We start from the raw sequence: 25,361 nt of genomic DNA, 5'->3' as shown, positions 1-25,361 counted from the left end.
TCGTCATGCGCGTGCTGCGAACAGTGGGGCGGGTGTCCGCCGCCGGGATGCTGGCCCTGGTCACGGGGTGCGGCTGGTCGGCCGCCTCGGCGCCCCAGCAGGACCTGCCCGACGAGGTGCCGCCCGCGCCCGCCCCGCAGTCGTCCGCCGCCGGGACCGCCGGACTGCCGTCCGTGGGCGTCCTGGTCGACGGCGACAAGCACTGGTGCACGGCCAGCGTCGTCGCCAGCCCCAAGGGCAACGTCGTCGCCACCGCCGCGCACTGCGCGGACGCCGGGTCGGCGGGCTCGATGGCGTTCGCGCCCGGCTTCTCCGGCGCGGTCAAGGGCTCGTACCCGTACGGGACCTGGAAGGTCAGGGCCGTACAGACCGACGAGCGGTGGTCCGGGGACGGCGACGACTCCTTCGACTACGCCTTCCTGACCCTGGAGCCGGACGCCAGGGGCCGCAGTGTGCAGAGCGTGGTGGGCGCGGCCCAGCCCGACTGGAGCTCGGGGCCGCGCCGCCGGGTCACCGTCTTCGGCTATCCGGACGAGGACCACAACCCGGAGAACCGGCCCATCGCCTGCACCACCGACACCCGCCCGGACACCGAGCTGTCCAGCGACGTACGGATCGACTGCGCCGGGTTCTGGACCGGCACCAGCGGCAGCCCGTGGCTGGCGGACTACCGCGGCCCCGACCACCTCGGCCGGCTCATCGGCGTGCTGAGCGGCGGCGACACCGATGTGGCCTCCACGGCCGTGCTCTTCGACGCGCGGGCACGGCGGCTGTACGAGAAGGCCGCGCGGGGGTAGGCACTTCGGCTGCGGGTTGTCCGTGGCTAGTCGCGCAGGCGAAAGTCACCGCACTCCCAGGCGGCTACGCCGCCAGCGGCACCCGCACCTCCGCCGGGGCCAGGGCGATCTCCAGGACCTGGCGGACGTCGCTGACCGGGTGGACGTCCAGCTTCTCCAGCACCTCCGCCGGCACGTCGTCCAGATCCGGCTCGTTGCGCTTGGGGATCACCACCGTGGTGATGCCCGCCCGGTGCGCGGCGAGCAGCTTCTGCTTCAGCCCGCCGATCGGCAGCACCCGGCCGGTCAGCGACACCTCACCGGTCATCGCCACGTCGGTGCGCACCAGCCGCCCGCTGAGCAGCGAGGACAGGGCGGTCACCAGGGTGATGCCCGCGCTCGGGCCGTCCTTGGGGACCGCGCCCGCCGGGAAGTGGACGTGCACGCCCCGGTCCTTGAGGTCGGCCACCGGCAGCTCCAGCTCGGCGCCGTGCGAGCGCAGGAAGCTCAGCGCGATCTGCGCCGACTCCTTCATCACGTCGCCCAGCTGGCCGGTGAGGGTCAGGCCCGCCGCGCCCGTCTCCGGGTCGGCCAGGGACGCCTCGACGAACAGGACGTCGCCGCCGGCCCCGGTCACCGCGAGGCCGGTGGCCACGCCGGGCACCGAGGTGCGCCGCTCCGCCGGGTCCTGGGCGGACTCGGGGACGTGGTGCGGGCGGCCGATGAGCGCGCGCAGATCGTCGGGCGTGACCGTGAACGGCAGTTCGCGCTCGCCGGTCTCGTGCTGGGCGGCGGCCTTGCGCAGCAGCCGGGCGAGCGAGCGCTCCAGGTTCCGCACGCCCGCCTCGCGGGTGTACTCCCCGGCGAGCCTGCGCAGCGCGCCCTCCTCCAGGACCACCTCACCGGCGTCGAGCCCGGCCCGCTCCAGCTGGCGCGGGAGCAGGTGGTCGCGGGCGATGACGACCTTCTCGTCCTCGGTGTAGCCGTCGAGGCGGACGAGCTCCATACGGTCGAGCAGCGCCTCCGGGATGGCCTCCAGGACGTTGGCCGTGGCCAGGAAGACGACGTCGCTCAGATCGAGCTCGACCTCCAGGTAGTGGTCGCGGAACGTGTGGTTCTGCGCCGGGTCGAGGACTTCGAGCAGGGCGGCGGCCGGGTCGCCGCGGAAGTCGGAGCCGATCTTGTCGATCTCGTCGAGCAGCACCACCGGGTTCATCGACCCGGCCTCCTTGACGGCCCGGACGATCCGGCCGGGCAGCGCGCCCACGTACGTACGCCGGTGGCCGCGGATCTCGGCCTCGTCGCGGACGCCGCCGAGGGCGACGCGGACGAACTTGCGGCCCATGGCGTGGGCCACGCTCTCCGCGACGCTGGTCTTGCCCACGCCGGGCGGGCCGACGAGCGCGAGCACCGCTCCCCCGCGCCGCCCGCCGACCACACCGAGGCCCCGGTCGGCGCGCCGCTTGCGGACCGCCAGGTACTCGGTGATGCGCTCCTTCACGTCCTCCAGGCCCGCGTGCTCGGCGTCCAGGACCTCGCGGGCGCCCTTGATGTCGTACACGTCCTCCGTCCGCTCCTGCCACGGCAGTTCGAGGACGGTGTCCAGCCAGGTGCGGATCCAGGAGCCCTCGGGGGACTGGTCGCTGGAGCGCTCCAGCTTCTCGACCTCCTTGAGAGCGGCCTCGCGGACCTTCTCGGGCAGGTCGGCGGCCTCCACGCGGGCCCGGTAGTCGTCGGACTCGTCGCCCTCCGACTCGCCGTTGAGCCCGCGCAGCTCCTTGCGTACCGCGTCGAGCTGCCGGCGCAGCAGGAACTCGCGCTGCTGCTTGTCCACGCCCTCCTGTACGTCCTTGGCGATGGACTCGGCCACGTCCTGCTCGGCGAGGTGCTCGCGCAGGTGCTCGGTGGCGAGCTTGAGGCGGGCGACCGGGTCGGCCGTCTCCAGGAGCTCGACCTTCTGGGCGGTGGTGAGGAACGGCGAGTAGCCGGAGTTGTCGGCGAGGGCCGAGACGCCCTCGATCTGCTGGACGCGGTCGACGACCTGCCAGGCACCGCGCTTCTTCAGCCACTCGGTGGCGAGCGCCTTGTACTCCTTGACCAGTTCGGTGACCTGGCCGGGCAGGGGTTCGGGGACGGCCTCCTCGACGGTGGCGCCCTCCACCCACAGGGCTCCGCCCGGGCCGGTGGTCCCGGCGCCGATGCGCACCCGGGACACACCGCGGATGAGCGCGCCCGGGTCGCCGTCGGAGAGCCGGCCGACCTGCTCCACGGTGCCGAGCACGCCGGTCGCGGCGTAGGCCCCGTCGATGCGCGGGACGAGCAGCACCCTGGGCTTGCCCGCGGAGGGGCCGTCGGCCCGGACGGCCGCCTGGGCGGCTTCCACGGCCGCCCGCACCTCGGTGTCGGACAGATCCAGTGGCACGACCATCCCGGGCAGCACGACCTCGTCGTCGAGCGGCAGCACAGGCAGGGTGAGCGGTGCGGACGAGTGAGCCATGATCTCCCCTTCGGCAGTCAAGTTGAGCTATGCCGACTCAATGCATGTGAGCTGAGGAATGTTCCCCCACAGGTGTTCGCTCTGAGCGATCACCTCTTGTAAGAGTCACAGGCGACAACAGACCATTACTCGTATTGCTTACTACGGGAGGGACAGCCATGGAATCCGTACCGGAGCTCGTCGAGGCCTGGACCAAGGGGTGGGTCGTGTCGCGCGGTGCGGCGGCGCCGGTCGCCGAACCCTGGGGCTGGACCGTCGACGTCGGCCAGGTCAAGCAGGTCTCCCGGCACGTCCTGCCCGAGCCCGACGAGGCCTCGGTGCGCAAGCTGGTCGAGGCGACCACCGCGCCCGGCACCTGGCTGAAGCTCTTCGCGGACGACGAGACGGTCCGGCCGTGGCTCGGCCCCGGCTGGCAGGACGACCAGCCCGGCTTCCTGATGACGGTGCCGCTGGCCCCGGCCCCTGCCGTGGTCCCGGCCGGTTACACGCTCACCCGCTGGACCACCGGCGGGGTGCTGCGCGTCCTGGTGCGCACCGAGGCGGGCCACTTCGCCGCGCGCGGCCAGATCGCCCCCACCGGCGCGACCGCCGTGGCCGACCAGATCGAGACGTCTCCCGAGCACCGGCGCCGGGGGCTCGGCAGCCTGGTCATGCGCGCGCTCCAGCACGGCGCGCACGCGTCGGGGGCCACCACCGGCGTCCTGGTCGGCACCCCCGAGGGGCAGGCCCTGTACGAATCGCTCGGCTGGACGACGCGCTCACCCATGGCCAGCCTGTACTTCGCTCCCTCCGATCCGGCATCCTCGGCTGCATGAGCCTCACCGGCAGGACCAGGACGACGGCCGGAGCGCTGCTGCTCGTCACTTTGCTCGCGGCGACGGCCTGCGACTCCACGAGCTCCACGGCGGACGGCGCGTCCAAGTCGCCCACCCCGGCACCGAGCACGACCCTGAGCGCGCAGACCCCGCCGCCCGCCTCACCGGACAGCGCCACGCCCACGCCGCCCACGCCGCCCACGCCGCCCGCCCAGCACGGGCAGCTGCTCAAGATGGTGGTGAGCGGCGGGTTCGCGGGGCTGCACAACGAGCTGGTGGTCAAGGCCGACGGCTCGTACACCTCGACGCGCCGGGACGGGCAGACCACCACCGGCAAGCTGTCGCCCGACGCCCTGGCGAAGCTCCGCGAGTCCCTCAAGGACGCCGACTTCGCGCATCTGCCGCCGCGCCCGACCGGACGCCCGATCGCCGACGCGCTGATGTACCAGTTCACGTACGAGGGACACGTCGTCCTCACCGACGACATCCATCAGAGCCCGGCGCTACGGGACGTACGAGCCAATCTGCCCGTCGGCTACCGCTGACGGCGCGTCATCGCGCCGGGCGGCCCGGCGCCCGTCCGCCCGGCGCAGCACCGGCCAGCAGACGACGCCGACGAGCAGGGCGGTCGGATGGCCCCAGCTGGCCAGCGGATCCGCCATGTCCAGCAGGTCCTGGGTGAGGAGCACGGCCATCACGCCGAGCAGCGGCCACCGCAGCAGCGGGGGCAGCAGCCCCGCGAGCGCGCCGACGCTCGCCATCAGGCCGAAGCTGATGCCGTAGTCGAGGCGGTGCAGCGACGAGTCCGGCAGCTGCCCCGCCATGACGGAGACGCCCACCGGCACCTCGGTGACCAGCGTCGCCACCACGTGCCCGAGCAGGAACACCCCGGCCGTGCGCAGCCCGCCGACGCGGCGCTCAAGGGCGGTGAGGATGAAGACGAAGCCGACGGCCCACGGCGAGGAGATGCCGCCCGCGATCCAGAGCGCGCTGGCGACCAGTACGAGCACCGGGGTGCGGCTGAGGTGCTGCACATCGGTGCTGGAGCCTTCGATCAGCGTGCGGACCGTGTCCGGGTCGCCGAACTCCATGTACAGCGACGTGGTGAACAGCAGCAGTGTGTACGCGAAGGTGAAGGGCGTGCCCGTCGGGGTCGGCACCAGCCGGACGGCGCGGCGCAGACAGGCACGCGCCCGCGGCCCGGCGGACACCACAGGCGGCCCGGCCGTCACAGGGGGCTTCGCGATGTCCCCGCCCTCCGGCGCCTCGTCTGCCGTCTCTTGAGCCGCCTCTTGAGCCTTCTCTTGAGCCGTCGGCCGCTGCCGCGGGATGCCGTCGAGCAGCCCAGCATGGTCCCGCGTTCTTCCAGGGTGCACCGGTGAGGCCCCTTCCACCGGGCGCCGCACGCTCGCACCCGGAACCACAAGCCGCGCCGGTGATCGTCCGGCCCTGCTGCTTACGTTTCTACAACGCTCACCCTCTGCGAACGCTCCCCACCACGTCTATGACTTGTGCCACATTGGACAACCTTTGACGCAGACCACGCGTCAGTCCCCGAGCTGTTCGCTCCGCTCACGAGGAGGTCCTTCGATGCCCATCGCCGACCCGATCGCCGCGCCGGTCGTACTCGACCGGCGCGAGGGCCCGTACGGAGAGGTCGTGCTCCGGCAGCGCGGCCCGCACTTCGAGATCATCGCCAACGGCACCTTCCTGATGGACACCTCCGACGGACGCTCGGAGAGGCTGCTCGTGGACGCCGCGTACGAGGCGCTGCCGGGCGGCCGCGAGCGGCCCTCGGTACTCATCGGCGGGCTCGGCGTCGCCTTCTCGCTGGCGCACGCGGCCGCCGACTCCCGGTGGGGCCGGATCGCCGTGGTGGAACGCGAGTTGGCCGTCATCGACTGGCACCGCTCGGGCCCCCTGGCACCGCTCTCCCGGGCCGCCCTGGCCGACCCCCGCACCGAGGTCCTGCACACCGATCTGGTCGCCTACGTGACCAGCGCCCCGGACACCTTCGACGCGCTCTGCCTGGACATCGACAACGGGCCCGACTGGACCGTCACCCAGAGCAACGACAGCCTCTACTCCCCCACCGGTCTCGCGGCCTGCCGGGACCGGCTCACCCCCGGCGGAGTGCTGGCGGTGTGGTCCGCGCGGCCGTCCCCCGCCTTCGAGGAGGCTCTCCGGAATGCCGGATTCTCCGGGGTTAGGACCGAAGAGATCACAGTTGCCCGGGGCGTCCCGGACGTGGTCCATCTCGCCGTTCGCCCTGCGTAGCCGGGACGCGGCCGGTGCCTCTAGTCTCTGACGGACACAGGGGATCACCCCACGGATCCCCGGAAGCAATATCAGGGCGGGGCGATGGAGCAGGCACACACCACCCACAACGGCGTCGCGGCGACCCCCGGCGCCCAGCGCCGGGTGCTGGTCGTCGAGGACGACACGACGATCGTCGACGCCATCGCGGCACGGCTGAGGGCCGAGGGCTTCCAGGTCCAGACCGCCCTCGACGGCCCCGCGGCCGTGGACACGGCCGAGGCGTGGCAGCCGGACCTGATGGTCCTGGACATCATGCTGCCGGGCTTCGACGGCCTGGAGGTCTGCCGCCGGGTCCAGGCCCGCCGGCCGGTCCCGGTGCTGATGCTGACGGCCCGCGACGACGAGACGGACATGCTGGTCGGTCTCGGCGTCGGCGCGGACGACTACATGACCAAGCCGTTCTCCATGCGGGAGCTGGCGGCCCGGGTGCACGTCCTGCTGCGCCGGGTCGAGCGGGCCACGCTCGCGGCGGCCACCCCGCGCACCGGGATCCTGCGCCTGGGCGAGCTGGAGATCGACCACGCACAGCGCCGGGTCCGGGTGCGCGGCGAGGACGTCCACCTCACCCCGACCGAGTTCGACCTGCTGAGCTGTCTGGCCAACACCCCGCGCGCGGTGCTCTCCCGCGAGCAGCTGCTCGCGGAGGTCTGGGACTGGGCGGACGCCTCGGGCACCCGGACCGTGGACAGCCACATCAAGGCGCTGCGCCGGAAGATCGGGGCCGAGCGCATCCGCACCGTCCACGGCGTGGGCTACGCGCTGGAGACCCCGGCGCCATGAGCCGGGCGGCGGCCGGGTCGGTGAACGGGCGGGCCCGGCGCGGCGGGTCGCGCGCCCGGGTGCGCGACCGGCTCAGGGGCGGTCTGCTGGAGGTCTCGATCTCCATCAAGACGAAACTGGGCACGCTCGTCGTGGTCTCGGTCTTCATCACCACCGGGCTGCTGATGGTGGCCGTGCAGACCCGCACCGAGCTTCGGTTCATCACCGTCTTCTCGGTGATAGCCACCCTGCTGATCACCCAGTTCGTGGCGCACGGCCTGACCGCGCCGCTGGACGAGATGAACACCGTCGCCCGGGCGATCTCGCACGGCGACTACACCCGCCGGGTGCGCGGCGACGGCCGCCGCGACGAGCTCGGCGACCTCGCCTCCACCATCAACCGCATGGCGGACGACCTGGAGGCCGTGGACCGCCACCGCAAGGAGCTGGTGGCGAATGTCTCGCACGAGCTGCGCACGCCGATCGCGGCGCTGCGGGCGGTCCTGGAGAACGTGGTGGACGGCGTCTCGGCCGCCGACCCCGAGACGATGCGCACGGCCCTGAAGCAGACGGAACGGCTGGGGCGCCTGGTGGAGACCCTGCTGGACCTGTCCCGCCTGGACAACGGCGTCGTACCGCTGCGGGCGCACCGCTTCGAGGTCTGGCCGTACCTCTCCGGGGTGCTCAAGGAGGCCAATCTGGCGGCCTCCCGGCGCGGGCTCTCCTCCGGCTCCGGCAACCACACCCGTACCGACGTCCATCTGCACCTGGACGTCTCGCCGCCGGAGCTGACCGCGCACGCGGACCGGGAGCGGCTGCACCAGGTGGTGGCCAACCTCATCGACAACGCGGTCAAGCACTCTCCGGCGCACGGCCGGGTCACCGTACGGGCCCGGCGCGGCCCGCAGCCCGAGTCGCTGGACCTGGAGGTCCTGGACGAGGGCCCGGGCATCCCGAAGTCCGAGTGGCACCGGGTCTTCGAGCGGTTCAACCGGGGCGACGCCTCGGCGCCGCACGGGCCGGGCAGCGACGGCGGCACGGGCCTGGGCCTGGCGATCGCCCGATGGGCGGTGGATCTGCACGGCGGCCACATCGGCGTGGCCGAATCGTCGCGCGGATGCCGCATCCAGGTCACTCTTCCGGGCGCACCCCGAACGACGAATTGACGTAGGGTTCGAACCGGAAGCGCACGTTCTGCGTGTACGTGGTCAGGGTCACGCTCCACAGGGGGCCGTGGCCGCTGCGAGTCGTACCCACTCACTAGCAGAACCTGATCTGTTTCCCGCCAAAACCTGCCCTGAAACACGCTTTCCGGTGTGACTTACGCGACTGTGGCACGCCCGGTCTGCACCTCCAGGCCAGGGAGGCGTAGCCTTTATTTCCGCTGTCCATCACCTTGTGAAGCGGAAGAGGGCGGTTGCCGCCGTGTCGTCTCAGTCCCCCAGTAATTCGAGCGTCTCGACCGACCAAGACGGGCAGGGCAAGAACCCTGCAGCCGGCTTCGGTGCCAATGAGTGGCTCGTCGACGAGATCTACCAGCAGTACCTCCAGGACCCCAATTCGGTCGACCGTGCCTGGTGGGACTTCTTCGCCGACTACAAGCCGGGTTCGACCGGCGCGGCGCCAGAGGTTCGCGTGGAGTCGGCGCTTGCACCGGGGGGTGCTCCCGCCGCAGCCGCGGGGGCTGCGGTAGCCGCCCCCGCCGCAACCGCCCCGGCCGCCGCGCCCGCCACCCCGGCGCCCGCCGTCCAGGCCCCGGCTCCGGCCGTGCCCGCGCCGGCCGCCCAGGCCCCCGTCGCTCCGGCGAAGCCGGCCGCTGCCGCCCCGGCTCCCGCCGTGGCGAAGCCGGCGGCCAAGGCGGCCCCGGCGACCGAGGCCCCGGCCGGTCCGGAGTACGTCACGCTGCGCGGTCCCGCCGCCGCCGTGGCGAAGAACATGCACGCCTCCATCGAGGTCCCGACGGCCACGTCCGTCCGCGCGGTCCCGGTGAAGCTGCTGTTCGACAACCGGATCGTCATCAACAACCACCTGAAGCGCGCCCGGGGCGGGAAGATCTCCTTCACCCACCTCATCGGGTACGCGATGGTGCAGGCCATCAAGGCCATGCCGTCGATGAACTACTCCTTCACGGAGAAGGACGGCAAGCCCACCCTGGTCAAGCCGGAGCACATCAACTTCGGTCTCGCCATCGACCTGGTGAAGCCCAACGGCGACCGCCAGCTGGTCGTCGCGGGCATCAAGAAGGCCGAGACGCTCAACTTCTTCGAGTTCTGGCAGGCGTACGAGGACATCGTCAAGCGGGCCCGCCAGGGCAAGCTGACGATGGACGACTTCTCGGGTGTGACGGTCTCCCTCACCAACCCGGGCGGCCTCGGCACCGTCCACTCCGTGCCGCGTCTGATGCCCGGACAGTCGGTCATCATGGGCGTCGGCTCGATGGACTACCCGGCCGAGTTCCAGGGCACCTCCCAGGACACCCTGAACAAGCTGGGCATCTCCAAGGTGATGACCCTCACCTCGACGTACGACCACCGTGTCATCCAGGGCGCCGCCTCCGGCGAGTTCCTGCGGATCGTCGCCAACCTCCTCCTCGGCGACGAGGGCTTCTACGACGGCATCTTCGAGTCGCTGCGCATCCCGTACGAGCCGGTCCGCTGGCTCAAGGACATCGACGCCTCGCACGACGACGACGTCACCAAGGCCGCGCGCGTCTTCGAGCTGATCCACTCCTACCGGGTCCGCGGCCACGTCATGGCCGACACCGACCCGCTGGAGTACCGCCAGCGCAAGCACCCCGACCTGGACATCACCGAGCACGGGCTCACGCTGTGGGACCTGGAGCGCGAGTTCGCGGTCGGCGGCTTCGCGGGCAAGTCCCTGATGAAGCTGCGCGACGTCCTCGGCGTCCTGCGCGACTCGTACTGCCGCACCACCGGCATCGAGTTCATGCACATCCAGGACCCCAAGCAGCGCAAGTGGATCCAGGACCGCGTGGAGCGCCCGCACTCCAAGCCGGAGCGCGAGGAGCAGCTGCGGATCCTGCGCCGTCTGAACGCGGCGGAGGCGTTCGAGACGTTCCTGCAGACCAAGTACGTCGGCCAGAAGCGCTTCTCCCTCGAAGGCGGCGAGTCGGTCATCCCGCTGCTCGACGCGGTCATCGACAGCGCCGCCGAGTCGCGGCTGGACGAGGTCGTCATCGGCATGGCCCACCGCGGCCGCCTGAACGTGCTCGCCAACATCGTCGGCAAGTCGTACGCGCAGATCTTCCGCGAGTTCGAGGGCAACCTCGACCCGAAGTCGATGCACGGCTCCGGCGACGTCAAGTACCACCTGGGCGCCGAGGGCACCTTCACGGGCCTGGACGGCGAGCAGATCAAGGTCTCGCTCGTCGCCAACCCCTCGCACCTGGAGGCGGTGGACCCGGTCCTGGAGGGCGTCGTCCGCGCCAAGCAGGACGTCATCAACAAGGGCGGCACGGACTTCACGGTCCTGCCGGTCGCCCTGCACGGTGACGCGGCCTTCGCGGGCCAGGGTGTCGTCGCCGAGACCCTGAACATGTCGCAGCTGCGCGGCTACCGCACCGGCGGCACGGTCCACATCGTCATCAACAACCAGGTCGGCTTCACGGCGGCGCCGGAGTCCTCCCGGTCCTCGATGTACGCGACCGACGTGGCCCGCATGATCGAGGCGCCGATCATCCACGTGAACGGCGACGACCCGGAGGCCGTGGTCCGCGTGGCCCGGCTGGCCTTCGAGTTCCGCCAGACGTTCAACAAGGACGTCGTGATCGACCTCATCTGCTACCGCCGCCGCGGTCACAACGAGGGCGACAACCCGCAGTTCACCAACCCGCAGATGTACAACCTGATCGACAAGAAGCGCTCGGTGCGCAAGCTGTACACCGAGTCGCTGATCGGTCGCGGCGACATCACCCTGGAAGAGGCGGAGCAGGCGCTCCAGGACTTCCAGGGCCAGCTGGAGAAGGTCTTCGCCGAGGTCCGCGAGGCCACCTCGCACCCGGGCGAGATCCAGTCCCCGGAGCCGCAGGCCGAGTTCCCGGCGGCGCTGACCACCGCGGTCTCCCAGGAGGTCGTGAAGCGCATCGCCGAGTCGCAGGTGAACATCCCCGACCGGATCAAGGTCCACCCGCGGCTGATGCCGCAGCTCCAGCGCCGCGCCGCCTCGGTCGAGGACGGCACGATCGACTGGGGCATGGGCGAGACCCTGGCCATCGGCTCGCTGCTGATGGAGGGCACCCCGGTCCGCCTCTCCGGCCAGGACACCCGCCGCGGCACCTTCGGCCAGCGCCACGCGGTCCTGGTCGACCAAGAGACGGGCGAGGACTACACCCCGCTGATGTACCTCACCGAGGAGCAGGCGCGGTACAACGTCTACGACTCGCTGCTCTCCGAGTACGCGGCGATGGGCTTCGAGTACGGGTACTCGCTGGCCCGCCCGGAATCCCTCGTCATGTGGGAAGCGCAGTTCGGCGACTTCGTCAACGGCGCGCAGACGGTCGTGGACGAGTTCATCTCGTCGGCGGAGCAGAAGTGGTCGCAGACGTCCGGCGTCACGCTGCTCCTCCCGCACGGCTACGAGGGCCAGGGCCCGGACCACTCGTCCGCGCGCCCCGAGCGCTTCCTCCAGATGTGCGCGCAGAACAACATGACGGTCGCCATGCCGACGCTCCCGTCGAACTACTTCCACCTCCTGCGCTGGCAGGTGCACAACCCGCACCACAAGCCGCTCATCGTCTTCACCCCGAAGTCGATGCTGCGTCTGAAGGCCGCGGCGTCGAAGGCGGAGGAGTTCACCACCGGCGGCTTCCGCCCGGTGATCGGTGACGAGTTCGTCGACCCGAACGCGGTCCGCAAGGTCGTCTTCTGCGCCGGCAAGGTCTACTACGACCTGAAGGCGGAGCGCGACAAGCGCGGCGCGACGGACACGGCGCTGATCCGTCTGGAGCGTCTGTACCCCCTGCCGGGTGCCGAGCTCCAGGCCGAGATCGCCAAGTTCCCGAACGCCGAGAAGTACCTGTGGGCCCAGGAGGAGCCGGCGAACCAGGGTGCCTGGCCGTTCATCGCGCTCAACCTGATCGACCACCTGGACCTGGCGGTCGGCGCGGACATCCCGCACGGCGAGCGCCTGCGCCGTATCTCGCGCCCGCATGGCTCGTCCCCGGCGGTGGGCTCGAAGAAGCGGCACGAGCAGGAGCAGGAGCAGCTGGTGTCGGAGGTCTTCGACGCGTAGCGGTCGGCTGTACGCCCAAGGGCCCGGCACCCCGTTTTCGGACGGGGTGCCGGGCCCTTGGGCGTAAGCGCTACTGGTCGTCGTTGTCGTCGTCCCCCGCGGGCGGCGGAACCCGTATGACGACGGTCCCGCTCCCCAGGTCTATCGGCCCCCGCCCGGGATCGGCGTCGCCCACCTCGTCCAGGGTGATCTCCAGCCGCCGCTTCTCCTCCTCGGCATGCCGCCTTCCAGGCGCGAACAGCTCATTGAGCGCACTACCGAACACGAGCGGTCACCTCCGCGTGGGGTCTCCTGCCCGTACAACGCTGAGGGGGCGCTGTGCGATCCCGATCATGGGGATTGGGGTGTCAGCGCGCGGCCAGGCCCAGGGCCTTCTTGCTGTCCACGTACATCTGGAGCAGCTGGAGGCGGTGGGCGCGGAAGGGCGGGGGGAAGCTGGCGGTGAGTTCGTCGTAGCCCTCGGCCAGGTCCGGGTCCTCCAGGAGGCCGTAGACCAGGTGGCCGCCGGACTTGGGGTTGCCCGCGGTGATCGCGGTGCGGAGGCGGTCGATCTCCGCGCCGGGGACGCCGGGGAAGAGGTCGCGTACGACCGGCTCCTCCGTGTCGAGGTGGCTCGCCAGGATGTCGCGGACCTTGCGGGCCGCCGCCGTGCCGACCTGGGCCGCCTCGGTCACCGCGGCGTCGCCGATCTGCTCGCCGGCCTCGTTGGCCGCCGTCAGGAGCTCCACCGCCCGGCTCAGACCGCCCAGTTCCCGGTCCAGCTCCGCGTGCTCCTCGTTGAGGGTGTCGAAGGACGCCACCGACTCGGGGAAGAGCCCGTGCAGTACGGGCCAGAAGAGCTCGTCCTCCGACTCGTGGTGGTGGTGCGTGAAGTCGATGAGCCACTGCGTGGTGTCGATGAGTTCCTTGACGCTGACCTCGTCGCCCTCGCCGAGTCGCTCGAATGCTTTCACCACCAGTTCCGTGCCCCGGCGAAGGATCGCGTGGACGCCGAGAAACTCCTGGTACATACGGGCGCCGGGGTTCTCTGTCGCGGCCGTCATGCTTGTCTCCCCCTTTTATTGGACCGATGGATCGATGGAACGATCACTGTCGTGAGGGTACGCAGAGCCTCCGCACGCCCCATAGAGGTGTTCGACTGCGATCGCCTCGCAGTTGAACGCGCGCAGTAGCGGGCCGCTTTCTTCTGAAAGGCGGCGATGTTTCCACGATACCTATATTGGGATTTCTTCCAAAGAGGCGTGCTCTATGTAATTCTTGATCCAAGCATCCGTACCCGCTGCGGACAAGTGGAGCGCACCCGAGAAGCGCACTAGTGACGCTCTAGTGAAACTCGATTTCGCTGGAATTGGGAAGGACGACATTCTATGACTCGCCCCGTCGTGGCGGTGACCGCCGATCTGACTACGGTGAACTGGAACATTTGGGGAGACCTTTCGGTCGCCATGCTCCCCTGGGAGTACATGGAGAAGGTGCACCAGGCGGGTGGAGCGCCGATTCTGGTGCCGCCGATTCCCGAGACGGTGGACGCCGTGATGGAGAAGGCCGACGCGCTGATGATGAGCGGCGGCGCCGATATCGAGCCCGCTCTTTACGGCGCCGAACGGGAGAAGTTCACGTTTCCCCCGCACAAGGCCCGGGACACCGCCGAGCTCGCCGCCCTCGCGATCGCCGAGCGGCGCCGGATTCCGGTGCTCGGCATCTGCCGCGGCCTCCAGCTGATATCCATCATTCGCGGTGGCACCCTCAACCAGCACCTTCCCGAGCACTCCCCCGCCGTCCCCGGGAAGTACGAGCCGCGCGAGATCCAGGTGAAGCCGGATTCGCTGCTCGGCAGCGCCCTCGGGCCGACCGCCACCGTCTACTGCCACCACCACCAGGGCATCGACAAGCTCGGCGCCGGTCTGGTGGCCACCGCCTGGTCGGACGACGGGGTCATCGAGGGCGCCGAGGTCGAGGACCCGTCGGCCCCGTTCCTCGCCGGCCTCCAGGCGCACGCCGAACTGGGCAGCGACACGCTCCCCCTCTTCGAGGCGTTCATCGAGGCCGCGCGGAAGCAGCAGCGGGAGGGGTGACAGTGCGGGGGGTGCGGTTCCCCGGGGAACCGCACCCCCCGCGCCCCGTCACGCACAAAAGGTCACGTAGGTCGCGTCCAAAAGGTCACGTACAAAAGCGGCCCGGTCACCGCAACGTCCTTGCGATGACCGGGCCGCCCGCCGTCGAGCCGTCCGCCCGACCTGCCGGCCGTCGGGGGTGTCGGCCGGCACCAGCAGCTGTACGGGGGTGATCAGCTGTTGGGGTCGGCAACCTGGCCGATGGCCACGTGCAGACGGTTCCACAGGTTCGCGGTGGCGACCGAGAGGACGATCGCCGCGAGCTGCTGCTCGTTGAAGTGCTTGGCCGCGTCGTTCCACACCTCGTCCGAGACCGCGTCCTCACGGTCCGAGAGGCGGGTCACGGCCTCGGCGAGCGCCAGGGCGGCACGCTCGGCGTCCGTGAAGTACGGGGTGTTGCGCCAGGCGGCCACGGCGAACAGGCGCTCGTCCGAGGTCTCGCCCGCGGCCTTCGCCAGACGCGGGTGACGGTCCGCGTTGGCGCCGTCGCCGTTGATCTGGCTCGCGCGCAGATGCAGCAGCTCAAGCAGCTTCACATCGACGCCGGGAACTTCCTTGCTGGCCTTTCCGAGGGCCACCAAAGCGTCAATGGCACCGGGAACGACAAAAGCAGGGTGCTTCGCCCGAGCAGTCATGATTTGCTCTCCTCAAAAGATCTCACGTAAACGCCGAACACTTCACACAGAAAAACGCGGGAACTGCGACGCCGGATGCCGACCGGCCCTGCCAGAACATCCACACCGGTCGGCTTCCTCCGTCACACCTATGACGAAACGTGGCTCGTGAATGTGACGGGAGTCAGGTGTGACCCACGCCACATCAGGACGCGAGGGGTGTCCGTATGCTGGGCGCTTACCTAAAGACGGCGTAAGATCGGGATCCCCGAGCACCACGGGAGCGGGGCCGAAGGGGGAGCGGGATCCGGACGGGGGCAGGGCGCACGGCCCGAGAAATCCGCCACATCCGGCCGTTCTTTACCCAGAGTCGAGCGGCTTCAATCCGAGCAGAATTCGCGACTGCTACAGGATTTTGACAACGCGGTCAGGACTTTGACAGGTACGTCAAATCAGCCACAGACGGGGTTGCCGCGGCGGGTGGGTTCGAGCGCATGATCAAAGCGGGTTGCCGCCGAGGGCCTGCCAGCCGAGCGGACACTTCCGACCCGAATACCCTTACCCCCCGTATTTCCCGACTCTGGGGAGAAACATGGACATCGAAGTGCTGGGTGCACTGTCGGTGCGGAAGAACGGGTTATCGATCGCGCCCACTGCCCCGAAGCCGCGGCAGGTGCTGGCACTCCTCGCGCTCCACTCCGATCAGGTGGTGCCGCTGGCGACGCTGGCAGAAGAACTCTGGGACGACACCCCGCCGCGCAGTGCCCGCACCACCGTGCAGACGTATGTGATGCAGCTCCGCGAGCTCATCGGCGAGGCGCTGGCCCGCCGGGACGGCGAGCGGCGCACCGCCAAGGACGTCCTCGTCACCCTGCCCGGCGGCTACCGCCTGGAGACCGAGGGCGGCGACGCCGAGGACGCCGAAGGGACCGTGGACTTCCGCGAGTTCGAGCGGCGCGCCACGGTCGGCCACCGGGCCATGGACGCCGGCGACCACACCGGTGCCGCCCGGCTGCTCCGCGAGGCGCTCGCCCTGTGGACCGGGCCCGCGCTCACCGGCGTCCACCAGGGCAGCCGGCTGCGCCCCGAGGCCGAGCGGCTGGAAGAGGCCCGGCTCGCCGCGCTCGACCGGCGCATCGAGGCCGATCTGCACCTCGGCCGCCACCGCGAACTGCTCTCCGAGCTGACCGTCCTGGTCAGCCGGTACCCCATGCACGAGGCGCTGCACGGCCAGTTCATGCTGGCGCTGCACCGCTCCGGGCGGCGCAGCGAGGCGCTCGGCGCCTACCAGCGGCTGCGCGCGACCCTCGTCGCACAGGCAGGTCTGGAGCCCTCGGCCGCGCTCGGCCGACTCCAGATGGCCATCCTCGCGGCCCGGCCCGGCTCGCCGGTGTCCGACGGCGCTCCCGCCACCGAGCAGTTCGTCGCCCGCGCGAGCTGACCCGTACGCGTACGCACGATCCCCCGGCGGCTCGGCCCCGGGGGGAGACAACGATGTCCCGGCGCACCCCCGCCTTTTATCCGAGAGGAAGCCGTGAAAATTCAGGTCCTGGGCCCTTTGAGTGCCGAAGTGAACAGAGTCTCCGTCGTCCCCACGGCGGGCAAGCCCCGTCAGATCCTCGCGCTGCTCGCCCTGTACCCGGGGCGCGTCATCCCCGTACCGACGCTGATGGAGGAGATCTGGGGCACCGATCTGCCGCAGAGCGCGCTGACCACCCTGCAGACGTACATCCTTCAGCTGCGGCGCCGGCTCGCCGGTGCGATGGGTCCCGATGCGCAAGTTTCGGCCAAGGATGTTCTGGCCACCCGCTACGGCGGCTATCTGCTCCAGATCCCGTCCGAGGCGGTCGACGTCCACACGTACGAACAGCTGGCGGCGGAGGGCCAGTTGGCGTTCGACGAGGGCCACAACGAGCGGGCGGCGGACTGCTTCCGGCGTGCGCTCGACCTGTGGGACGGGCCCGCGCTGGTGGACGTGCGGGTCGGGCCGATCCTCGACATCGAGGTGATGCGCCTGGAGGAGAGCCGGCTGGTGGTCAAGGAGCGCCGGATCGACGCCGACCTACGCCTGGGCCGGCACGCCGAACTCACCGCCGAGCTCACCGATCTGATCGCCCGCAACCCGCAGCACGAGGGGCTGCACTCGCAGGCCATGGTGGCTCTCTACCGCTCCGGACGGCAGGCCACCGCGCTCGATGTGTACCGCAGGCTGCGCGGCCGGCTCATCGAGGACCTCGGTGTGGAGCCCTCGCCGCAGCTCCAGCGGCTGCACCAGGCGATCCTCGCCGTCGACCCCCAGCTCGACGTCGTCGCGGGCCCCCGCCGCACCTCCACCTTCGATCTGTACGCGGCCTGATCCGAGCCGTGTGCAACCCGGCGGCTCGCCGTGCCGCCACCGCACGGCCATGCTCGAAAAGCCCGTGCTCGTATCCATGCGAAGGGGGAGCAGATGTACGAGAAGAGGGAAGACCGGGAAGATCACGAGCTTCGGCCGGGTGACCTCGTCGCCGCCGCTCCTCCGCTCCGGCTCGCCGGGGCGGAGGAGGACGACGTCGAGCTGAACATCATCCGGGGGATCGACTGATCGCACCTGATCGCACTGGACGGAAGACGCCCCCCGCCGACAGGGGGCGCCTTCGTCTGTCCAGGCGCCCGGCTAGCCCTCCGTGCCGAACCAGCGCTCCAGGGCGTCGCGGAGTTTGCCGCCGTCGGGTGCGGCCCAGGCGACGTGTCCGTCGGGGCGCAGCAGTACGGCCTCGGGGTCGTCGCCCGCCGCGTTGTCCGCGGGGACCCAGCTGCCGCTGACGACGTCGACGCGGTCGGCCCAGCCTTCGGCGAGTTCGGCCGCTTCGCGTGAGTCGCCGGTGGTGATCAGCACGCCGCGGGCGGTGTGGAGGAGTTCGGCGATGCGGGTGCGGGTGCCGTCGGCGAGCGTCAGCTCGCGGTCCGGCGAGAGGCGGAAGCCCAGCAGGGGGTGGCCGGTGGCGCCCATGTCGTACTGCACATCCAGACCGCTGACCTGCCCGGCCAGGTGGCGGGCGACGTCGGGGGACTCGACGAGCTCGCGCATCACCGCGCGCAGCGGCTCCATCTCGTCACCGGTGAGGTAGAGGCGGGTCTGGGCGCGGGTGTTGCGCATCAGCTTCTCGCCGACCGGGTGCCGCTCGGACTGGAAGGTGTCCAGCAGGCCCTCGGGCGCCCAGCCGTTGATGGCCGCGGCCAGCTTCCAGCCCAGGTTCACCGCGTCCTGCACCCCCACACTCATACCCTGCGCACCGGCCGGCATATGAATGTGCGTGGCGTCCCCGACCAGGAAGACGCGGCCCTTGCGGTACTCGGAGGCCTGGCGGGTGGTGTCGGTGAACGCACTGATCCACCGCACCTCCGCATGATGCAGCGACTCCCCCGTCATCCGCTGCCAGGCATCCGCGACGACCTCGAAGGTCAGCTGGCTCTTGTCCTCATGCGGGCGCAGCTTCTCGTCGTGGATGACGATCCGGTCGACACCGTTCTCCAGATTGAACGCCATCACCATGCCCCCGGGCACCTGCTCCCCGATCGGCCGCTGACGCACCCCGGCACCGACCAGGTCGGCCATGTACATACCCCGGGTGGCATCCCAGCCCGGGAAGTCGATCCCCGCACTCTTGCGGACGATGGAGCGGGCACCGTCACAGCCCACCACGTAGCGGGCCTCGGCCTCGCCCGGCCCGTCGGGGCCCGTAAAGGAGACGACGACACCGTCCTCGCTCTCCGTAAAGCCGGTCACCTCGTGGTTGCGGTGGACCCGCACACCGAGCTCGCCCAGCCAGGCCTCCAGGATCTCCTCGGTACGGAACTGGGGCACACCCCGCACACTGAAGTGGTTGTCCTCCAGCTTGGAGAAGTCGATCCGCACCCCGCCGAAGTGGCCCTGCGCCCACTCGACGTCACCGAACCGGGCCAGCAGCCCCCGCTGATCGAAAACCTCCGCGGCACGCCGGGTGAAACCCACACCACGCGACTCACCACTCGGCGCGGGCAACCGGTCATAGACCGCCACCTCCACACCACCCAGCTTCAGCTCACCGGCGAGCATCAACCCAACCGGACCGGCCCCGACGATGATTGCGCCCTGGGTCATGTCACTCTCCTCGTGCAGATGTTGAACAGGCCATGGGATAAGTGCCGTTGACGGGCCCGCCCCGGGTCGGGCCGGTCAGGCGAGGAACTTCAGCAGTTCGCGGCTGAGCAGCTCGGGCTGCTCCTCGGGGATGTAGTGGATCGACCGGTCCGCGTGCACCACGCGGACGTCCGTCGCCAGCGTCGGCAGCACCTGCCGGAACTGGTCGTACGTGAGCTGGGAGCCGACGCCGAGCACGGGCGCGGTCACCTTGCCGTAGGTCTTCAGGTCCGCGATGTCCTGGTGGGCGGCCTGGTACCAGGCGGTGCCCGCCCGGACGGCGTCGGGCGAGTCGTACGCGTGCGCGTACACCTCGCGGTCGAAGTCGGGGACGAGGCTCTGGTCGGGCAGGGAGTTGGCGAAGAGCCAGTCGACGATGTGCCGCATCCGGCCGGCCGCCAGCTCCGCGGGCAGGCCCTGCACCTGGTTGAACGCCCACCACCAGAGGTTGAAGCCCTTGCCGGGCCGGGGCAGCAGCGGAAGGTCGTACTGGGTCTCGTCGACGTGCAGGGTGTCGACGACGCTGAGCCTGCGGGTGGCCGCCGGGTGGTTGGCGGCGAAGCTGAACGCCACCATCGCGCCCATGTCGTGGCCGACGATGTTGACCCGGCTGTAGCCGAGCGAGCGCACCAGCTCGTGCACGTCGCGGGCCATGTTCTTCTTGTCGTAGCCGCCCTGCGGCTTGTCCGAGCCGCCCATGCCCCGGATGTCGACCGCGATGACGTGATGGCGCCGGGCCAGCTCCGGCATGACGTGGCGCCAGGCCCACCAGGTCTGCGGCCAGCCCGCGAGCAGGACCACCGGTTCACCGGAGCCACCGGTGACGTAGTGCAGCCGTACGCCGTTGGCGTGCGCGTAGCGGCTGCGGAAACCGCCGGAGAGGGACCTGGCCAGCGCGGCGTCGCTCGGGACGCGGCGCCGCGGGGTTGCCGAGGCGGGCTCGGCCAAGGCGACACCGCCGGCCATCGCCAGGGCGGTCGATCCAGCGCCCAGGCTGATCATCTTTCTGCGGTCCAGCAACATGCTCAGTCCTACCTGTCATACGTGTGCCTACATGGGGGGACTTACCAATGCCTGTGGGGGGTGGCGGTATCGGGGCGGGCGTCAGCCGCGGAACGGGCCCGCGTACTCCTGGGCCCACTCGGAGAAGGGCCGGGCGGGGTGGCCGGTCAGCTGCTCGACGTCGCCGGTGAGCGGGACCGGGGAGGAGCTGGCCGCCCAGAGGTCGAGCAGCGCGTCCGCGATGTCGCCCGGCATGAAGTCGGGCTTGTTCGCCCGCCACACGGCCGGGGGGACCTCGATGACCGGGATGGACCGGCCCGCGGCGGCCTCGATGGCCGCGATGTGCTGGGTGAAGGTGAGCGCCTCGGGGCCGGTGAGGTGGTACGAACGGCCGCGCAGGGACGGGTCGGTGAGCACCGCGAGCGCGGCCTCGGCGACGTCCCGCTCGTTGACCGGGTCGGCGTAGCTGTTCGGGTACGGCAGGCCGACCGTGCCGCGCGCCTTGAGCTGCCAGGCCCACGGCATGGCGTTGCTGGCGAGGGCGCCGCAGTTCAGCGCGGTCGAGGTGATCGAGGAGGCGGCGAGCGCCTGCTCCACCGCGAGGTGGGGCGCGGCGATCGGGTTGACGGCGGCGTCGGGGCGCAGCACCGCGTCGGCCGACATGACGACGACGTGCTCGACACCGGCCTCCTCGGCCCGCTCGACGAACTCGCCTACGGCTGCGGCCTCGCAGTACAGGAAGACCGAGGTCACCCCGGCGAGCGCGGCCGGGAAGTCGGCGGGCTCGTCGAGCGCCAGCTTCACGGACTCGACGCCCTCGGGCAGCGTCAGCTTCTCGGGGCTGCGCGAGCCGGCGCGTAAGGTGACGCCCCTCGCGTGCAGGAGACGCACGAGGTGCGAGCCGACTTTGCCGCTGCTGCCGGTGACGAGGACGGTCATGGTGGATTCCCTTTCGGATGTGGCTGTGTGGGGGGTACGGCCGGGGCCTGTCCGGCGGGTAGGCGCCGGACAGGCCCCTGGGCAGGGTGGCGGCTGGTACTGCGGATTCAGCTTCTAACCGGCCACTTGAGCCGCGCCGAACCACCGCTCAAGCGCGTCACGGAGCTTGCCGCCGTCGGGCGAGACCCACACGACGTGTCCGTCGGGGCGTACGAGCACGGCCTCCGGGTCCTCGCCGGCGGCGGTGTCCGAGGGGACCCAGCTGCCGGCGACCACGTCGACGCGGTCCGCCCAGCCCTCGGCGAGCTCGGCGGCCTCGTGCGAGTCGCCGGTGGTGATCAGCACGCCGCGCGCGGAGTGCAGCAGCTCGGCGACGCGCTTCTGCCCGCCGTCGGTGAGCGCGACCTCGCGGCCCGGGGCCAGGCGCAGTCCGAGCAGCGGGTGGCCGCTCTCGTCGGTGTCGACGTCGTACCGTACGTCGAGACCGCTGACCAGGCCCGCGAGGTGGCGGGCGGCGTCCGGGATCTGCACGAGCTCGCGCAGCACGGCGCGCAGCGGCTCCATCTCCTCGCCGCTGAGGTAGATCAGCGACTGGGCGAGCGTGTTGCGCAGCAACTGCTCGCCGATCGGGTGCCGTTCGGAGTGGTAGGTGTCGAGCAGCCCGTCGGGGGCCTGCCCCTTGATGGCGGCGGCCAGCTTCCAGCCGAGGTTGACGGCGTCCTGGAGGCCGACGCTGACGCCCTGCGCGCCGAGCGGGGCGTGGTCGTGGGCGGAGTCGCCGGCGAGGAAGACCCGGCCCTTGCGGTAGTCGGTGGCCTGGCCGGTGTAGTTGGTCAGCGCGCACATCCAGCGGGCGCTCGCGCCGTGGATGTCCTCGCCGGTCATGCGCTCCCAGGCGTCCGCGAGCTCGGAGAACTTCAGCTCGCCCTCGCCGTGGTGCGGGCGCACACCCGGCTCGTGGATGACGATGCGGTCGATGCCCGGCTCCAGGGTGACGGAGAGGACCATGCCGCCGCCCTCGATGCGCTCGCCGATGGGGCGCATCCGCAGTCCGGCGCCGACCACGTCGGCCAGGTACATGCCGCGGGTGGCGGGCTCGCCCGGGAAGTCGATGCCGGCGAGGCGGCGGATGGTGGAGCGGCCGCCGTCGGTGCCGACGAGGTACTGGGCCTCCTCCTCGCCGCGGCCGTCGGGGCCCTCGTACTCGACGACGACGCCGCTCTCGGTCTCGCGGTAGCCGGTGACCTCGTATCCGCGGCGCACGGTGACGCCGAGCTCCTCGACCCACTTGCCGAGGGTCTCCTCGGTGCGGGACTGGGCCAGGCCCATGATGCCGTAGTGGCTCTCGTCGAGCTCGTCGAAATTGATGCGGACGCCGCCGAAGTGGCCCTGCTTGCCCCAGCGGAACTCACCGAGCTTCGACAACAGGCCACGCTGGTCGAGGACTTCGGCCGTACGGCCGGTGAATCCGAGACCGCGCGATTCTCCGCTGGGAGCCGGAAGCTTGTCGTAGAGGGCGACCTCCACACCGGCAAGGCGGAGTTCACCGGCGAGCATGAGTCCGACCGGACCCGCCCCGACAACAATTGCGCCCTGGGTCATATTCGCACTCCTCGTGCAGATGGATGACATGGATCAGCCGATATGGCCGATCGTTGCAGCGGGCGCCTGAGTACGACTCAAGTCATCGATCGTGTACGGAAGTTGTGTGTATGGAATACAAAAAGGCGCGGCACCGCCGAATGTCCATGCATCCGGTGGTGCCGCGCCGATTAAGTCCTGCGGCGGACTGAGGGTGAATTACGTATTGAGGTTCATCACCCGGTCGACCGCGATCTCCAGAACCACCCGGCCCGGCGGATTCGGCGGCGCCGACCAATAGCGCTTGGCATAGCGCCGCGCGCCCTCGGCCACCCGCGCCGGGTCGTCCGACACCGTGCCGGTGCCTTCCAGGGTGACCCAGGCGAAGCCCTCCACCTGACACAGGACGGCCCGGCTACCCGGGTTCGCCAGCACGTTGCGCGCCTTGCGCGAGGTGGCGACCGTCATGACCCGGGCGAGCCCCGACGCCGCGTCCCAGGTGAACCGTACGGGCGCCACATGGGGCGAGCCGTCGGGCCGCAGGGTGGTCAGCGTGGCGACGAGCGGTTCGGTGAGGAACGCCTCCACCGAGGCGGAGACCTCCGGAGCGCTCGTCCGCCCTCGGGGCAGTGACATGCGGATACGTCCTTCCAGGCGTTCCCAGGGGGCCGCGGCCACGACGGCCCGGCCCCCGTCCAACGGCCGGTGGCGCTCCTCCGCCAGGTGTCGGAGGAGCGCCACGGCCTGCCCAGCCCTATGCGGCGAGCGGGCGGTTCACAGAGGTCACTTCTCGACGCCGGCGGCCTCGGGCGTGCCCGCGGCCTCCGCTTCCCCGGTGCCGTGCGCGTGCGCCGAGCTCATCGACTGCGCGCCCTTCGGCATGAAGAACAGGGCCACCAGGAGAGCGCCGAAGCTGAGGATCGCGGCGGCGAGGAAGGCGTGGTGGTTGGCCGTCGCCTGGATGTCGTGGATCTTGGTGGGGTTGCCACCGGTCTTGGCGAGCTTGTCCTCCAGGCCGTTGTACGCGATGGTCGCGATCACGGCGAGACCGAGGGCGCCACCGGCCTCCTGGCTGGTGTTGATGAGACCGGCGCCGACGCCCGCCTCCTCGTCCGAGATACCGATGAACGCGGCGATCTGCAGGGTCACGAAGACCATGCCGCAGCCGAGGCCGAGCAGGATGAACGCGGGGAGCAGGTCGACCACGTACGAGCCGTCGGCCGGGGCGCGCCACAGGAGCAGCAGGCCGCTGGTGGTGAGGGTCAGACCGACGGCGAGCACCGGGCGGGCCGCCACCTTGGCGATGATGCCGGAGGCGGCACCGGCGCCGATGGCCACCGAGAGGGCGAGCGGCACATAGGCGAAGCCGGCCTTCATCGGGGAGTAACCGAACGCCTGCTGCATGAAGAGGCTGGCGAAGAAGAACAGCGCGCCGAACGTACCGAAGACGAGGATCGCGGAGATGTTGGCGACGCGCATCGTCTTGAGGCGGAAGATGCGCAGCGGCATCATCGGCGCCTCGACCTTGGTCTCGATGACGAGGAAGGCGGTCAGCAGGACGACGACACCGATGAGGCTGCCGATCGTACGCGCGGTGCCCCAGCCGACGTTGATGGCTTCACCGAGGGTGAAGATGAGGAGCAGCAGACCGGCGGTGAGGGTCCCGGCGCCGGCGAAGTCGAAGCGCTGGCGCGGGGCGTCGGACTTCGACTCGGGGACGATCTTCGGCGCGAGCACGGCCAGCACGATGCCGATCGGCACGTTGATCCAGAAGATCCACTCCCAGCCGGGGCCGTCGGCGAGGACACCGCCGAGGATCACACCGAGGATGGAGGCGATACCGGCGAGCGAACCCCACACACCGAGGGCCTTGTTGCGCTCCGGGCCCTCCGGGAAGGTGTTGGTCAGGATCGAGAGCGCCGCGGGGGCGATCATCGAGGCGCCGAGGCCCTGGAAGCCGCGGGAGGTGATCAGCATGGCGGCGTTCTGCGCCAGACCCGAGGTGAGCGAGGCGAGGGCGAAGACCAGGAAGCCGCCCATCAGGAACTTCCGCCGACCGAAGGTGTCGGCGAGCCGTCCGCCGAGCAGCAGGAAGCCGCCGAGCACGGTCGAGTAGGCGGTGACGATGTAGTTCAGACTGACATCGGACATGTCGAGGCCGTCCTGAATGGACGGCAGGGCGAGGTTCACGATCGACACGTCGATGAAGACCATGAACTGGCCCAGGCAGACAAACGCCAGGATCGCACCGGGCTTGAAACCAGCCCCGGGTCCCGACCGCGCGAGTGAGTCGGCGGCAGCCATTACGAGACTCCTAAAGTATGCAGGATCGAGTAGGTGAGAGCGCCCCCGGCGATGCCGGGTGGCTGCCGGACACAACCGCGGTCGGTACGGAACGCCGCCCGAGAGTTCTGTTCCGGACGCGGGACGAACGTGTCAAAGGCTGCTCTCCATCGGGGGCTTGTCGAGCGGGCGCCCCCGAACGAGGGCGACGGACGCTCCACCGGCGCTGCCCCCTTCGGCTCGCCGGCCC

Annotated in this window: 22 protein-coding genes; 11 read left to right on the top strand and 11 right to left on the bottom strand. The window is 70.5% G+C overall.

Annotation, left to right across the window (positions count from 1 at the left end; genetic code table 11):
• Nucleotides 1-5 precede the first annotated feature (5 nt).
• Entirely contained in the window at nucleotides 6-797 is a 792-nt protein-coding gene (locus tag OG965_RS27320; RefSeq protein WP_371654696.1) for a serine protease, read from the top strand.
• 64 nt (nucleotides 798-861) lie between these two features.
• On the opposite strand, the gene lon is transcribed toward OG965_RS27320, so the two are convergent.
• Nucleotides 862-3,273 carry an endopeptidase La gene (gene lon, locus OG965_RS27315; RefSeq protein WP_371654695.1) on the bottom strand — a complete coding sequence of 804 codons (2,412 nt, stop codon included), beginning with the start codon at nucleotides 3,271-3,273 and terminating at the stop codon, nucleotides 862-864.
• Between the two features lie 158 nt (nucleotides 3,274-3,431).
• On the opposite strand from lon, the gene OG965_RS27310 reads away from it, so the two are divergent.
• Together OG965_RS27310 and OG965_RS27305 are read left to right on the top strand one after the other, a co-directional pair.
• Nucleotides 3,432-4,088 (top strand): GNAT family N-acetyltransferase, encoded by a 657-nt coding sequence (locus OG965_RS27310; protein ID WP_371654694.1) that lies wholly within the window; start codon nucleotides 3,432-3,434, stop codon nucleotides 4,086-4,088.
• Complete coding sequence (locus tag OG965_RS27305) at nucleotides 4,085-4,633, top strand: hypothetical protein (RefSeq protein ID WP_371654693.1); 549 nt, start codon at nucleotides 4,085-4,087, stop codon at nucleotides 4,631-4,633. Before OG965_RS27310 ends, OG965_RS27305 begins: the two co-directional genes overlap by 4 nt.
• Here OG965_RS27305 and OG965_RS27300 read toward each other — a convergent pair.
• Nucleotides 4,592-5,464, bottom strand: coding sequence for a rhomboid-like protein (locus OG965_RS27300; protein ID WP_371654692.1), 873 nt, complete (start codon nucleotides 5,462-5,464; stop codon nucleotides 4,592-4,594). The genes OG965_RS27305 and OG965_RS27300 overlap by 42 nt on opposite strands.
• A gap of 214 nt (nucleotides 5,465-5,678) precedes the next feature.
• Between OG965_RS27300 and OG965_RS27295 the strand changes: the two genes are divergently transcribed.
• The 4 genes from OG965_RS27295 (at nucleotide 5,679) to OG965_RS27280 (ending at nucleotide 12,416) form a co-directional block, all read left to right on the top strand.
• On the top strand, nucleotides 5,679-6,365 hold the full coding sequence (locus OG965_RS27295; protein ID WP_371654691.1) for a spermidine synthase: 687 nt from the start codon (nucleotides 5,679-5,681) through the stop codon (nucleotides 6,363-6,365).
• An 84-nt stretch (nucleotides 6,366-6,449) separates the two neighbouring features.
• Nucleotides 6,450-7,187 carry a response regulator transcription factor gene (locus OG965_RS27290; RefSeq protein ID WP_067163879.1) on the top strand — a complete coding sequence of 246 codons (738 nt, stop codon included), beginning with the start codon at nucleotides 6,450-6,452 and terminating at the stop codon, nucleotides 7,185-7,187.
• A complete protein-coding gene (locus OG965_RS27285) occupies nucleotides 7,184-8,332 on the top strand; it encodes an ATP-binding protein (RefSeq protein ID WP_371654690.1) in 1,149 nt (382 codons plus the stop codon). Before OG965_RS27290 ends, OG965_RS27285 begins: the two co-directional genes overlap by 4 nt.
• A 259-nt stretch (nucleotides 8,333-8,591) precedes the next feature.
• Nucleotides 8,592-12,416 (top strand): multifunctional oxoglutarate decarboxylase/oxoglutarate dehydrogenase thiamine pyrophosphate-binding subunit/dihydrolipoyllysine-residue succinyltransferase subunit, encoded by a 3,825-nt coding sequence (locus tag OG965_RS27280; RefSeq protein ID WP_371654689.1) that lies wholly within the window; start codon nucleotides 8,592-8,594, stop codon nucleotides 12,414-12,416.
• A gap of 70 nt (nucleotides 12,417-12,486) precedes the next feature.
• On the opposite strand, the gene OG965_RS27275 is transcribed toward OG965_RS27280, so the two are convergent.
• Together OG965_RS27275 and OG965_RS27270 are read right to left on the bottom strand one after the other, a co-directional pair.
• Nucleotides 12,487-12,681 carry a DUF6191 domain-containing protein gene (locus OG965_RS27275; RefSeq protein WP_371654688.1) on the bottom strand — a complete coding sequence of 65 codons (195 nt, stop codon included), beginning with the start codon at nucleotides 12,679-12,681 and terminating at the stop codon, nucleotides 12,487-12,489.
• Between the two features lie 82 nt (nucleotides 12,682-12,763).
• Nucleotides 12,764-13,459, bottom strand: coding sequence for a hemerythrin domain-containing protein (locus OG965_RS27270; protein WP_371654687.1), 696 nt, complete (start codon nucleotides 13,457-13,459; stop codon nucleotides 12,764-12,766).
• 324 nt (nucleotides 13,460-13,783) lie between these two features.
• On the opposite strand from OG965_RS27270, the gene OG965_RS27265 reads away from it, so the two are divergent.
• Complete coding sequence (locus OG965_RS27265; RefSeq protein ID WP_371654686.1) at nucleotides 13,784-14,491, top strand: gamma-glutamyl-gamma-aminobutyrate hydrolase family protein; 708 nt, start codon at nucleotides 13,784-13,786, stop codon at nucleotides 14,489-14,491.
• A 212-nt stretch (nucleotides 14,492-14,703) separates the two neighbouring features.
• Here the strand turns inward: OG965_RS27265 and OG965_RS27260 are convergent, their stop codons facing one another.
• Entirely contained in the window at nucleotides 14,704-15,108 is a 405-nt protein-coding gene (locus OG965_RS27260; RefSeq protein ID WP_329401702.1) for a carboxymuconolactone decarboxylase family protein, read from the bottom strand.
• Between the two features lie 628 nt (nucleotides 15,109-15,736).
• Between OG965_RS27260 and OG965_RS27255 the strand changes: the two genes are divergently transcribed.
• The 3 genes from OG965_RS27255 (at nucleotide 15,737) to OG965_RS27245 (ending at nucleotide 17,728) form a co-directional block, all read left to right on the top strand.
• Nucleotides 15,737-16,585 carry a BTAD domain-containing putative transcriptional regulator gene (locus tag OG965_RS27255; protein WP_371654685.1) on the top strand — a complete coding sequence of 283 codons (849 nt, stop codon included), beginning with the start codon at nucleotides 15,737-15,739 and terminating at the stop codon, nucleotides 16,583-16,585.
• A gap of 93 nt (nucleotides 16,586-16,678) precedes the next feature.
• The gene (locus tag OG965_RS27250) at nucleotides 16,679-17,500 is read left to right on the top strand and encodes a BTAD domain-containing putative transcriptional regulator (RefSeq protein ID WP_371654684.1); all 822 of its coding nucleotides are present in this window, start codon (nucleotides 16,679-16,681) and stop codon (nucleotides 17,498-17,500) included.
• Nucleotides 17,501-17,593: 93 nt separating this feature from the next.
• Complete coding sequence (locus OG965_RS27245; protein ID WP_371654683.1) at nucleotides 17,594-17,728, top strand: hypothetical protein; 135 nt, start codon at nucleotides 17,594-17,596, stop codon at nucleotides 17,726-17,728.
• A gap of 72 nt (nucleotides 17,729-17,800) precedes the next feature.
• On the opposite strand, the gene OG965_RS27240 is transcribed toward OG965_RS27245, so the two are convergent.
• The 6 genes from OG965_RS27240 to OG965_RS27215 all read right to left on the bottom strand — a co-directional run bounded on the left by OG965_RS27240 (nucleotide 17,801) and on the right by OG965_RS27215 (nucleotide 25,132).
• Nucleotides 17,801-19,267 carry an FAD-dependent monooxygenase gene (locus OG965_RS27240; RefSeq protein ID WP_371654682.1) on the bottom strand — a complete coding sequence of 489 codons (1,467 nt, stop codon included), beginning with the start codon at nucleotides 19,265-19,267 and terminating at the stop codon, nucleotides 17,801-17,803.
• Nucleotides 19,268-19,342: 75 nt separating this feature from the next.
• Nucleotides 19,343-20,329 carry an alpha/beta fold hydrolase gene (locus OG965_RS27235; protein ID WP_371654681.1) on the bottom strand — a complete coding sequence of 329 codons (987 nt, stop codon included), beginning with the start codon at nucleotides 20,327-20,329 and terminating at the stop codon, nucleotides 19,343-19,345.
• Nucleotides 20,330-20,410: 81 nt separating this feature from the next.
• Complete coding sequence (locus OG965_RS27230; protein WP_371654680.1) at nucleotides 20,411-21,247, bottom strand: NAD(P)H-binding protein; 837 nt, start codon at nucleotides 21,245-21,247, stop codon at nucleotides 20,411-20,413.
• A 114-nt stretch (nucleotides 21,248-21,361) separates the two neighbouring features.
• Nucleotides 21,362-22,849, bottom strand: coding sequence for an FAD-dependent monooxygenase (locus OG965_RS27225; protein ID WP_371654679.1), 1,488 nt, complete (start codon nucleotides 22,847-22,849; stop codon nucleotides 21,362-21,364).
• A gap of 198 nt (nucleotides 22,850-23,047) precedes the next feature.
• Complete coding sequence (locus OG965_RS27220) at nucleotides 23,048-23,464, bottom strand: pyridoxamine 5'-phosphate oxidase family protein (RefSeq protein ID WP_371654678.1); 417 nt, start codon at nucleotides 23,462-23,464, stop codon at nucleotides 23,048-23,050.
• Between the two features lie 147 nt (nucleotides 23,465-23,611).
• Nucleotides 23,612-25,132, bottom strand: coding sequence for an MFS transporter (locus OG965_RS27215; protein ID WP_371654677.1), 1,521 nt, complete (start codon nucleotides 25,130-25,132; stop codon nucleotides 23,612-23,614).
• Between the last annotated feature and the right edge of the window lie 229 nt (nucleotides 25,133-25,361).

The sequence above is a fragment of the Streptomyces sp. NBC_00224 genome, assembly GCF_041435195.1.
Taxonomy (GTDB): Bacteria; Actinomycetota; Actinomycetes; order Streptomycetales; family Streptomycetaceae; genus Streptomyces.
This window is presented reverse-complemented; position numbering and strand designations above follow the sequence as displayed.

Excerpts from the sequence above, each read along its gene's own strand:
- OG965_RS27320 (WP_371654696.1), top strand. The coding sequence starts at position 6 with ATGCGCGTGCTGCGAACAGTGGGGCGGGTGTCCGCCGCCGGGATGCTG.
- lon (WP_371654695.1), bottom strand. The coding sequence starts at position 3,273 with ATGGCTCACTCGTCCGCACCGCTCACCCTGCCTGTGCTGCCGCTCGAC.
- OG965_RS27310 (WP_371654694.1), top strand. The coding sequence starts at position 3,432 with ATGGAATCCGTACCGGAGCTCGTCGAGGCCTGGACCAAGGGGTGGGTC.
- OG965_RS27305 (WP_371654693.1), top strand. The coding sequence starts at position 4,085 with ATGAGCCTCACCGGCAGGACCAGGACGACGGCCGGAGCGCTGCTGCTC.
- OG965_RS27295 (WP_371654691.1), top strand. The coding sequence starts at position 5,679 with ATGCCCATCGCCGACCCGATCGCCGCGCCGGTCGTACTCGACCGGCGC.
- OG965_RS27290 (WP_067163879.1), top strand. The coding sequence starts at position 6,450 with ATGGAGCAGGCACACACCACCCACAACGGCGTCGCGGCGACCCCCGGC.
- OG965_RS27285 (WP_371654690.1), top strand. The coding sequence starts at position 7,184 with ATGAGCCGGGCGGCGGCCGGGTCGGTGAACGGGCGGGCCCGGCGCGGC.
- OG965_RS27270 (WP_371654687.1), bottom strand. The coding sequence starts at position 13,459 with ATGACGGCCGCGACAGAGAACCCCGGCGCCCGTATGTACCAGGAGTTT.
- OG965_RS27265 (WP_371654686.1), top strand. The coding sequence starts at position 13,784 with ATGACTCGCCCCGTCGTGGCGGTGACCGCCGATCTGACTACGGTGAAC.
- OG965_RS27255 (WP_371654685.1), top strand. The coding sequence starts at position 15,737 with ATGGACATCGAAGTGCTGGGTGCACTGTCGGTGCGGAAGAACGGGTTA.
- OG965_RS27245 (WP_371654683.1), top strand. The coding sequence starts at position 17,594 with ATGTACGAGAAGAGGGAAGACCGGGAAGATCACGAGCTTCGGCCGGGT.
- OG965_RS27240 (WP_371654682.1), bottom strand. The coding sequence starts at position 19,267 with ATGACCCAGGGCGCAATCATCGTCGGGGCCGGTCCGGTTGGGTTGATG.
- OG965_RS27235 (WP_371654681.1), bottom strand. The coding sequence starts at position 20,329 with ATGTTGCTGGACCGCAGAAAGATGATCAGCCTGGGCGCTGGATCGACC.
- OG965_RS27230 (WP_371654680.1), bottom strand. The coding sequence starts at position 21,247 with ATGACCGTCCTCGTCACCGGCAGCAGCGGCAAAGTCGGCTCGCACCTC.
- OG965_RS27225 (WP_371654679.1), bottom strand. The coding sequence starts at position 22,849 with ATGACCCAGGGCGCAATTGTTGTCGGGGCGGGTCCGGTCGGACTCATG.
- OG965_RS27220 (WP_371654678.1), bottom strand. The coding sequence starts at position 23,464 with ATGTCACTGCCCCGAGGGCGGACGAGCGCTCCGGAGGTCTCCGCCTCG.
- OG965_RS27215 (WP_371654677.1), bottom strand. The coding sequence starts at position 25,132 with ATGGCTGCCGCCGACTCACTCGCGCGGTCGGGACCCGGGGCTGGTTTC.